The sequence below is a fragment of the Ferroacidibacillus organovorans genome (genome assembly GCF_001642725.1).
GTDB lineage: Bacteria > Bacillota > Bacilli > Alicyclobacillales > SLC66 > Ferroacidibacillus > Ferroacidibacillus organovorans.
The window spans coordinates 23,066-33,766 of sequence record NZ_LSUQ01000030.1 but is presented as its reverse complement, the minus strand read 5'-3'; the positions used below and the strand labels follow the sequence as shown (position 1 = coordinate 33,766).

The following is a 10,701-nucleotide window of genomic DNA, read 5'->3' as shown; positions in this document are numbered from 1 at the left end:
TAATATATCACCCCTCGCGCATCATGTCAAACCTTTTATCCCACATTTTATACTGGAATTTGTATCCATTCCAAAAACTATCTTTCTCGATGTGGAAGAACAAGATTCGCAATGATCGCGACCATGAAAAGAAAGGTGATTAGAGCAAGAATAAAGCCGCCCTGTTCAATCAAAAATTCCATATAGACACCTCCACATTCCATGCTAGCATAAGGCGCATAGGAACGTAAAGAAATCCCGCAGCATCTTCGCCACGGGATTTCCAGTGCATCTGTTTACGGTTTTTAATACTAGTTTTCAGATGAAATGACTCACTCAACGACAGGCTCATCTTCGTCCGTCGCGGCGATTCTCGCAACCGTACTCACTTCGGAGTCATTCACGTTAATCAATCTCACACCTTGCGTATTACGCCCAAGCGTTGAGATCGTATCGATGGAAATACGGATTGCCACACCCGTGTTTGTGATGATCATGAGATCTTCTGACTCATGGACCATCTTAAGCCCGGCGATCGGACCTGTTTTTGTTGTGACATTCAATGTTTTGATACCCTTGCCACCGCGCGACTGGGCACGATATTCATCCACTTTGGTGCGTTTCCCATAACCTTTGATTGTCACTGCAAGAACCGTCACATCGTCGATCAGAACATCCATTCCAACGACGATGTCATCTTTGTCAAGAGAGATTCCCTTTACTCCCGCAGCTCCTCGACCCATCGGCCTGACATCTGACTCTGCAAAGCGAATTGACATCCCGTTTCGTGTTCCCATCATGATCTCTTGATTTCCATCTGTAATTCGTACACCGATCAACTCATCATCATCGTGAAGACTAAGCGCGATCAAGCCAGCCTTGCGGATATTCGCAAATGCGTTGAGAGACGTTTTTTTAACGATTCCACGTTTCGTCGCCGTAAACAAGTAGTGGTCTTCACGCATAAGATCTTCTTGTTTGACGGGAATGACCGCAGAGATTTGCTCTCCAGGCTCGATGTTGAGCAGATTGATAATTGGAATGCCTTTAGCTGTTCTCGTCAAATCAGGCACTTCATACGCCATCAGACGATACACCTTTGCCCTATTGGTGAAGACGAGCAAAATATTGTGAGATGACGTGATAAAGAGATGTTCGACAAAGTCCTCTTCACGTGTACCCGCAGCCGTCACGCCACGTCCTCCACGCCGCTGCGTACGATAGGTATTTGTCGGGATTCGTTTGATGTATCCTGCGTGCGTAATCGTGATCACAACATCTTGCTCTTGAATCAGATCCGCCTCATCAAACGCACCTTCTTCAGACACGATGCGAGTGCGTCGATCGTCACCATATTTTTCGCGAACCTCAAGAATCTCTTTGCGAATAACCGCCATCATCAACTGTTCATCCGCCAGAATGGCTTGGTACTCCGCAATTAAGCGCTGTAATTCTCGATATTCTTCTTCAATTTTGTCACGCTCAAGACCCGTCAGTCGCTGCAAACGCATGTCGAGAATCGCTTGCGATTGATCTTCGGAGAGCGCGAAGTGTTCCATCAAACCGCGCTTCGCCTCATCCGGCGTCGCTGAACCGCGAATGAGCGCGATTACCTCGTCCAGATGATCGAGTGCGATACGCAGTCCTTCGAGGATATGAGCACGCGCCTGTGCACGGCGAAGATCATACTGTGTGCGTCTACGAATGACTTCTTTTTGATGCTCAAGATAGTGGTAGATAAACTGTCGCAGATTCAGAACCTTGGGTTGACCCCCAACGAGTGCGAGCGAATTCATCCCGAATGTTGATTGCATCGGCGTGTGCTTGTAGAGGTTATTCATAATGACTTGTGGACGAACGTCCCGCCTCAATTCAAGTACGATGCGCATGCCTGTGCGGTCGCTCTCATCGCGCAAATCGGTAATTCCATCAATCTTTTTATCGCGTGCGAGCTCTGCGATCCGCTCAATGAGTCGCGCTTTATTGACTTGATACGGAAGCTCCGTGACGATGATGCGAACCTTTCCATTCGCCGTTTCTTCGATCGAGTGAACGGCGCGCATCACGATGCTTCCGTGGCCTGTTGCGTACGCCTGACGAATGCCCTGGCGACCTAGAATGAGTGCCGATGTAGGAAAATCTGGACCTTTAATCACAGTCATCAGATCTTCTATTGTAATATCAGGCTGATCAATCATCATAACAACGCCATCGATCACTTCCCGCAGGTTGTGCGGAGGGATGTTCGTCGCCATCCCCACGGCGATTCCCGACGAGCCATTGACAAGAAGATTTGGGAAACGTGAAGGTAATACCACGGGTTCCTTCTCGCTGTCATCATAGTTCGGCTTGAAATCGACCGTATCTTTGTTGATGTCTCGTACCAATTCCATGGCGATCGACGCAAGACGAGACTCGGTATACCGCATGGCTGCAGGCGCATCACCGTCAACACTCCCGAAGTTGCCGTGTCCGTCAACGAGCAGGTAACGTGTCGAAAAGTCTTGAGCCAGGCGCACAAGCGCATCATAGAGCGCCGAGTCTCCGTGTGGGTGATACTTTGCCATGACATCTCCGACGACGCGCGCCGATTTTTTATACGCTTTGTCTGGCGTCATCCCTGACTCAAGCATTCCGAAAATGATCCTGCGATGCACCGGTTTTAACCCGTCACGAACATCAGGCAGGGCGCGACTGATAATGACGCTCATCGCGTAGTCAATAAATGATTCGCGTAACTCTGAACTAATATTGATCGGTACAACTTTGCTTATTTCTTCCATCCCTTAGATTCCCCCCTTAAACATCCAAATTGCGCACATAGCGCGCGTGTACTTCAATAAATTCACGGCGTGGTTCCACACGATCGCCCATTAGGATGCTGAACGTTGAATCCGCCTCAATCGCATCATCCATCGTGACTTGAAGCAAGGTTCGCGTTTTCGGATCCATCGTGGTGTCCCAGAGTTGTGCCGCGTTCATCTCACCTAGTCCTTTATAGCGTTGAATCTCTACTTTTCCATACTGCTCTTGCAATTTTGTGAGTTCGTGTTCACCGTATGCGTAGTGAACTTGCTTCCCTTTGGAGACTTTATAGAGTGGCGGCTGCGCGATGTACACATAACCAGCGTCGATCAATTCACGCATATAGCGATAAAAGAAGGTTAGAAGCAAAATTCGAATATGACTGCCGTCAACATCCGCGTCAGTCATAATGATGATCTTGTGATAGCGCGCCTTTGTCAAATCAAAATCAGTCGAAATACCCGTACCAAGTGCGGTGATGATCGCTCGAATCTCTGTATTTGAAAGAATCTTATCCAAGCGCGCCTTCTCAACATTGATGATTTTTCCGCGAAGCGGGAGAATGGCTTGAAAGTTACGATCGCGACCTTGTTTGGCCGATCCACCCGCAGAGTCACCCTCAACGATGTAGAGTTCGCTGATCGAAGCGTCGCGACTCGAACAATCCGCCAATTTACCTGGGAGTGAGCTGATTTCAAGTGCACTTTTTCGGCGCGTCAATTCACGCGCTTTTTTAGCAGCCTCACGCGCTCTCATCGCGGTGAGTGATTTTTCGATAATGCGCTTTCCAACACTCGGGTTCTCATCAAAAAAGGTGTTTAATCGATCCCCGAGCAAACTCTCAACAATGCCCTTTACTTCACTGTTGCCAAGCTTTGTCTTCGTTTGTCCCTCGAATTGCGGCTCACGAATTTTGACGCTTATAATCGCTGTCAGTCCTTCACGAACGTCATCACCTGTCAGCTTGGCATCCGCATCTTTTAGCGCGTTGATTCTTCTTGCATAATCGTTAATCACGCGCGTCAATGCGGATTTAAATCCCGACTCATGCGTACCCCCTTCAGCCGTATTAATGTTATTGGCAAACGAATAAAGGCTGCTTGAATACTCTTCGTGGTACTGTAGCGCAACGTCTACTGCTACGAAGTCTTTTTCTCCCTGAATGTAGATCGGCGGTTGATGCAACGTTTCTTTTCCGCGGTTCAAATACTCAACAAATGTACTGACGCCGCCTTCATAACTAAATTCAGCGCTGCGTTCATCTCGCTCATCAATGAGGTGTATGGTGATCCCTGCATTTAAAAATGCCAATTCGCGCAATCTGGTTTCAAGCATTTCAAATTCGACGCGAATCGTCTCCGTAAAGATTTCTGCGTCAGGTAAAAAGTGTACAGTTGTACCCGTTTGTTTTGCTTTTCCGATGACTTCTAACGCTGATGTTGGGATTCCACGCGCAAAGGTTTGTCGATGGATTGATCCACCTCGAGAAACCTGAACTTCAAGCCATTCTGACAGGGCATTTACGACAGAGGCGCCAACACCGTGCAATCCACCTGAAACTTTGTACCCTGAACCCCCAAATTTTCCACCAGCGTGTAATACGGTAAGAGCAACCGTAACTGCCGGAAGATTCATTTTTTCGTGGAGATCGATAGGGATTCCTCTGCCATTATCTTTCACCGTGATCGATTGATCTTTATGAACATAAACGTAGATGGTGTCACAATACCCTGCCAGCGCTTCATCAATCGCATTATCGACGATCTCCCAGACGAGATGGTGGAGTCCTTTACTGCTCGTGGAACCTATGTACATGCCTGGGCGCTTGCGAACAGGGTCTAATCCCTCTAGAACCTCAATCTGTGAAGCATTGTAACTCTCTTGGATCTTATCTTCAGTCAAACGTATAACCTCCTGGTTCAAACATCCTTCAATCCTAAAAGTATACCCATTCACAGAGACTTAGCCAAAACATCCTTTTATTTCAAATCCCAATCTCAAACAGTGACCTCTGACAACTCACCGTGGGCTGTCAAAAAAAACTTCGTATTTGCTTGTGCGTGAAGTGTTTGAATTCGTTCGATTGAGGCTACTGTCACAATCGTTTGTGTGCGATTGACGAGGTCGACGAGACGATGTTGACGTTTGGCGTCTAATTCTGAAAACACATCGTCTAATAGTAACACAGGTACATGCCCTGTCGCCTCTTCGATCAATTCAATAAATGCAAGTTTTAGTGAAAGCGCTATGGTTCTCTGCTGCCCCTGTGATGCATAGGCAATGGCGGGTTGATCGTCGATCATTAGAATGATGTCCTCTCGATGGGGTCCCACCGTTGTAAATCCACGCATGAAATCTTGTTGGCGATGTGTCTCCCACATCATAAGTAAATCTTCCTTGATCTCTTGTTTCGACGTTTTTTTGCTACACCCTTTATAGGTGATGTGGAATGTTTCTGATCTATCGGATATTTCTTTATAAATTAATTCTGCTATTGCAAAGAGCTTTTTGAAAGTCTCTATTCGAAATACGATCATCTCTGTCGCAGCATCAACCATTTGTTCATCCCATACACGAAGTAGGGCATCTTGTTTCATTTTCAGCATCGCGTTTCGCTTTTGCAACATCGTTTGGTACATTGCGAGTGACCGTAAAAAAGTTGGCTGATATTGCGCCATCGTCGCATTTAGAAAACGTCGTCTCTGATCTGGTCCACCTTTTACAATTTGTAAATCATCAGGAGTAAACATGACCGTTCTCAATTGTCCTAAAAGTTCGCTTAAACTTTTTTTAGGCGCACGATTAATCCAGATCTGTTTTCCCTTTTGACCAATTCGAACGGATAATTCTTTTTGTATATCTTCCTCGATTTGAATCCTTAATTTTGCTTCAGGTGTTCCGAATCGAATCAATTCTCGATCTGATCCCGTTCGGGGAGAATGACCTATCGAAAAAAGCGAAATCGCTTCAAGAAGGGTTGTCTTTCCTGAAGCATTATCCCCTTGAATGATGTTTAGCCCTGGTGAAAACAGGGCTTGTGCAAATTCATATTTTCTTATATTCATCAAGTCTAACTGCTTGATGATCATTGTCACGAATCCTCTTTCGCTACTTCTCGTATGGTAATTAGAAAATCTTTTCCCCTCACGCGATCATGCGAGGAAAGCTTTTTTCCTCTGCGGTCTTCTTTTTCGTCATTTATCCAAACAGGGTGATTAGCGAGATACCATTTTGCCATACCGCCAGACTGTATCACATCAGCCATCTTTAATGCTTGACCTAGCGTAATCCATTCCGAGTCAATCGATAACTGAATTTCACGCATGGTTTAACCTCACAGGAAGGATGAGTTGTAAATGATTCGTGTCACTCTCGACAGGTGTGATGATAAATGCACTTCCTGGTCCGGTGAACTGAATGCTCACATCTTCTGTATCAATGGTTTTAAGACTTTCTAACATAAATCGAGCGTTGCATGCGAGCATAAGTTCTTCCCCTTGAAAGGTTTGAGGCTCGATTACCTCCGAAATTTTACCAAGTTCCTGACTTGTCGACGTAATCTCTGTCTGATTCGGACGCAAATGAAGTCGAATGACATGATTGTCGTTTTCTCTTGCTAAGAGCGCTGCTCTTTCAATGGACTCGATTAAATTCTTCGTTCCTATTTTGATCGATGTGCGAAAAGTCTCGGGAATGATTCGAGAGATATCAGGATAAGTCCCCTCGATGAGTCGAGAATAGAAGTGAATATTGTCATATCGAATGAGCATCTGATGATCAGCGAGCGTTATTTCGACCATTTCTTCACTAGCGGGCAGAATTCTAAGAAGTTCCTGCAGCGTTTTACCGGGCATAATGGCTTCTTCGAAAGAATACTCTTTTAGGGTATCAACTGAAATCTTTAGATTGGAAAGACGATGGCTATCTGTCCCTGTCAACGTGAGTATATCATTTTTTAATTTGAAGTGGACTCCTGTAAGTGTTGGACGTGACTCAATGGTTGCAACAGCATAAACTGTTTTTTGAATAGATTGCAAAAGGAGGGTGCTTGCCATTGTAAGTTTTTCATCATCGTCAACTTGTGGAAGCAAAGGAAACTCTCGACTGTCCAATCCATTCAACGTATAGATTGCTGCGCCTGATTGAATTGTCGCGATGTGATTTTTTAAATTGAATCGCACCAGTTGTTGAGGTAATTTCCTAATAATTTCTAAAAGGAACTTTGCATTGATTACGATACTGCCCGGCTCTTCAACTTGAAGAACTTCCACCTGCTCCTGATCTTTATTCTCAATGAGAATTTCAAGTCCAATCTCCAGATCGTAGGCGGTCATTCGAATGCGATTAAATTCTGCGTCGATTTTTACACCATAAAGGATCGGTTTTGTTGTTCTGCTGGGTATGACGCGAACAATTTGTTGAAGTCCTGTCAGTAGTTCATTTTTTTTGATTACAAATTGCATAGTTGAGTCAACTCCTGAATAGAAATAAGTAGTTTTAGTACTTAATAAAAGACTTATAATAATAATAAGGCCTGTGGATACTGTGGATAAGTCTGACCAACCTAGTTACACGCTCGATTTACACCTGTGGATAACTTGAAAGTTTGTTTGTGCATAACATTAGGTTACCTTGTTAGGATGGTTAATGTGTGCTTTAGATGATCAATCGTACGTTTAATATCTGCATCTGTCGAGAGAAGCTTATCAATTTTTTCGCAGGCGTGAAGAACTGTGGTGTGATCCCTTCCTCCAAAATCGTGTCCAATTTTAGGGAGTGACAGGTCTGTCAATTCTCTCGTTAGGAACATCGCGATCTGTCTTGGATTTGCGATATCTCTTTGCCGCGATCTACCACGCAAATCATCCATCTTGATGTGAAAATGCGTGCAGACCGCTTTTTGAATATCCGTTAATGTGACGGATCGATTCTGTTGATTTTCTGGTATTAAGTCTGAGATTGCTGCATGGGTAAGTTCTGCGTCAATATCTTTGTTCATCATACTTGAGTAAGCGATCACCCGAATTAATGCGCCTTCTAGTTCGCGTACGTTTGTTTCGATGTGTGACGCGATGACTTGTACCGCGTCGTCAGGTATATCGACGCCTTCGGCGCGCGCCTTTCTTCTAAGGATTGCCATGCGCGTTTCTAAGTCAGGTGGTTTTACGTCAATGATCAAACCACCTGAAAATCGTGACCGCAAGCGATCTTCAAGATCTGAAATCTCTTTAGGTGCGCGATCACTCGTAATTACAATTTGTTTTTGATCTGAATAAAGCGTGTTAAAGGTATGGAAGAATTCTTCCTGGGTAGAGTCTTTGCCAGAAATAAATTGAATATCATCAATAAGAAGAATGTCTACGTTTCTGTAACGGCGCCGAAATTCGTCAACATGATTGAATTGAAGTGCGGTTACATACTCTCGAACAAACGTCTCTGTTGTGATGTACGTGATAAGCGCAGTAGGGTTCATTTGCAGAGCCCGTTGAGCGATGGCGTGCATGAGATGTGTTTTACCGAGCCCGACATCTCCGTGTAAAAAAAACGGATTATAGCCTCTTCCAGGACGCTCGGCTACGGCGATGCTTGCGGCATGCGCGAGGCGATTTCGTTCTCCGACAACAAAAGTTTCAAAGGTATAGTGTGGATTAAAAGGATTTTTATTTTCCCCAGTCCGAGGATGCTTTTGCGTTGAATTTTCAGTGAGACGTTTTACGACAAATTGAAGTCGGACAGGTGATCCGTAAAATGCTGAAATGATCTGTTCTACGCGTGTGTCATTACCGCTTTTGGTCATGTGATCGAGAATGGAGGGAGTCGGTACTGCGATTTGAAGATGAGTCCCGTCAAATGTATCCACATCTGCTCCGTATAGCGCTGCGTGAACGAATGGTTCCAGTTTCTTTAGCTCATTTAATGTTTTTTGCCATAGTGTTCGTCCTTCATTTGACATCGTAAGCACTTCCTCCTGGTACATAACCCATTCGTAAACGGTATCTTGGGGATTGAATGTGGAAAACCTAGTGGTGTTATACACATGTTCATATCTTGTGGATGAGTTATCCACAGCTGTGGATAACTCTGTGGATAAGTTTGTTTCATTTCGTTTGGGCTCGCCAATCATATCAAAAACGTCCAGTTAGAACAAGGCATTTTAGCGATTTCTGGGTTTGAAATGCGTTCTTTAATTGGTGTGCTTTTTCCTTTATCATTGTGAATAAGTCAATAAATTTCGGATGAATCGAAGCGAAAGAGACACCAACTTATCCACATGTGGATAAGTTGGTGTGAATAAACCATCTTTCCTTGACTTCGATAGGTTGTCACGGATATACTTATTGAGTGTTTCTTTGTCCGTATTGGTCGCAATGGAGGTGTAGCCCGTGAAACCGACATATAACCCAAATGTGCGCAAGCGTAAAAAAGTTCATGGTTTCCGTTCGAGAATGTCGACAAAAAACGGAAGACGCGTTCTCTCAGCGCGACGTAGCAAAGGGCGTAAAGTTATCTCAGCGTAGGCCACTTAAGACGGTGGCCTTTTTTTCTAGGACGGGGCGTATCCATGATGATGTCCGTTTTAACTCGAATGACACTTCGAGGACATCGAATGCGGTCCAATCGAGAATTTCGATTTGTTTTTACAAGGGGCCGCTCTCAAGCAAATAAATACTATGTTCTCTATGTAACGCCAAAACAAAAAAGTGAGCCCTCGAAGATCGGCCTTTCTGTCAGCAAAAAAGTTGGAAATGCTGTGATTCGCAATCGTGTAAAGCGAATTCTTCGGGAAATTTTACGCCAGCGCATTCCTCGCTTTTCTGAAGGATATGACATCGTCATCATCGCCAGAAAAGATGCGTCAGCGATCTCGTTTCGAGAATCTGAGGCGGCGATTGATGCATTGCTCAAGCGTATAAAATTAATTTAGCGTTTAGATGGAGGTCAACTCTGTGAAACGAGTTTTGATTTTCCTCATTAAAGGATATCGCTTGTTGATTTCATCACAGACACCGCCTTCGTGTCGTTTTGAGCCTACTTGTTCACAGTACGCGATTGAGGCGATTGAAAAACGCGGTGTTTTTCGGGGTGTTCTTCTGGCGATACGCCGATTGTTGCGTTGTGGTCCATGGCATCCGGGAGGGTATGATCCGGTTCCATGAAGATGAGGGGGATGGGGTTTTTCGTGCGTAAAGGGTCGATCGTTTTCGGTCTAGGCAGTTTGATATGGGTTTCGATGGCGGTTCCTGCGTTTGCAGCAACGGCTCATCCAGCAGCGTCGACACCAATCTGGGATCAAGCGATCAACGGATTGAGTGACGTCATCAATTTTTTTGGGCGCACTTTTAATGGAGATTATGGATTGGCGCTTTTGCTTGTAACATTCCTCATTCGAATGCTAACAGTTCCTTTAATGTTACGGAGTTTGCGGAACACAAAAAAAATGCAATTGTTGCAGCCGCAACTCACTGAGATTAAGAATAAATACGCCAAATCAGATCCGAAGCGCTACCAAGAAGAAATGATGGGGTTATACAAGTCAGAAGGCGTAAACCCAGTTGCTGGATGTATGCCGATGTTGTTGCAGTTGGTCATTTTAACCATTTTGTATCGCTCCATTTACACAGACCCAGCGCTTATTCACTCGAAGTTCTTGGGGATCTTGGCGCTTGGAAAACCTGATCCGACCTTTATTTTGCCCGTTCTCGCTGCGGTGACAAGCTTCTTCCAGCAGAAAATGTCGATGGTGCAATTAGATCCATCACAGCGGATGATCATGTATATCTTTCCCGTCATGATTTTCTTTATGTCCCTCAAGGCGTTTGCTGCACTGGCGCTTTATTGGGTTTTCAGTAACATCTTTACGATTGTGCAGATGTACTTCACGCGAGTAAGGCCTTCTAAGTCAGGAGCTTGATGTGT

At 44.8% G+C, this 10,701-nt stretch carries 10 protein-coding genes; 4 read left to right on the top strand and 6 right to left on the bottom strand.

All coding sequences use genetic code 11. The annotated features are described in order from the left end of the window. Positions 1-311: 311 nt before the first annotated feature. The 6 genes from gyrA to dnaA form a co-directional block, all read right to left on the bottom strand. Positions 312-2,762 (bottom strand): DNA gyrase subunit A, encoded by a 2,451-nt coding sequence (gyrA, locus tag AYW79_RS10110; protein ID WP_067565134.1) that lies wholly within the window; start codon positions 2,760-2,762, stop codon positions 312-314. A gap of 16 nt (positions 2,763-2,778) precedes the next feature. Then, positions 2,779-4,686 carry a DNA topoisomerase (ATP-hydrolyzing) subunit B gene (gene gyrB / locus AYW79_RS10105; RefSeq protein ID WP_067565131.1) on the bottom strand — a complete coding sequence of 636 codons (1,908 nt, stop codon included), beginning with the start codon at positions 4,684-4,686 and terminating at the stop codon, positions 2,779-2,781. Between the two features lie 95 nt (positions 4,687-4,781). After that, positions 4,782-5,873, bottom strand: coding sequence for a DNA replication/repair protein RecF (gene recF / locus AYW79_RS10100; protein WP_067565128.1), 1,092 nt, complete (start codon positions 5,871-5,873; stop codon positions 4,782-4,784). 2 nt (positions 5,874-5,875) lie between these two features. Next, the gene (locus AYW79_RS10095; protein WP_067565125.1) at positions 5,876-6,109 is read right to left on the bottom strand and encodes an RNA-binding S4 domain-containing protein; all 234 of its coding nucleotides are present in this window, start codon (positions 6,107-6,109) and stop codon (positions 5,876-5,878) included. After that, a complete protein-coding gene (dnaN, locus tag AYW79_RS10090) occupies positions 6,102-7,247 on the bottom strand; it encodes a DNA polymerase III subunit beta (RefSeq protein WP_067565123.1) in 1,146 nt (381 codons plus the stop codon). Before dnaN ends, AYW79_RS10095 begins: the two co-directional genes overlap by 8 nt. A gap of 164 nt (positions 7,248-7,411) precedes the next feature. Then, positions 7,412-8,737, bottom strand: coding sequence for a chromosomal replication initiator protein DnaA (gene dnaA, locus AYW79_RS10085; RefSeq protein ID WP_067565120.1), 1,326 nt, complete (start codon positions 8,735-8,737; stop codon positions 7,412-7,414). Positions 8,738-9,167: 430 nt separating this feature from the next. Between dnaA and rpmH the strand changes: the two genes are divergently transcribed. The 4 genes from rpmH (at position 9,168) to AYW79_RS10070 (ending at position 10,696) form a co-directional block, all read left to right on the top strand. Beyond that, a complete protein-coding gene (gene rpmH / locus AYW79_RS15255; RefSeq protein ID WP_079290088.1) occupies positions 9,168-9,302 on the top strand; it encodes a 50S ribosomal protein L34 in 135 nt (44 codons plus the stop codon). Between the two features lie 89 nt (positions 9,303-9,391). Beyond that, positions 9,392-9,709, top strand: coding sequence for a ribonuclease P protein component (gene rnpA / locus AYW79_RS10080; protein WP_067953025.1), 318 nt, complete (start codon positions 9,392-9,394; stop codon positions 9,707-9,709). A 22-nt stretch (positions 9,710-9,731) separates the two neighbouring features. Then, positions 9,732-9,941, top strand: coding sequence for a membrane protein insertion efficiency factor YidD (gene yidD, locus AYW79_RS10075; RefSeq protein WP_067565117.1), 210 nt, complete (start codon positions 9,732-9,734; stop codon positions 9,939-9,941). 23 nt (positions 9,942-9,964) lie between these two features. After that, positions 9,965-10,696 (top strand): YidC/Oxa1 family membrane protein insertase, encoded by a 732-nt coding sequence (locus AYW79_RS10070; RefSeq protein WP_197460954.1) that lies wholly within the window; start codon positions 9,965-9,967, stop codon positions 10,694-10,696. Positions 10,697-10,701: the final 5 nt, after the last annotated feature.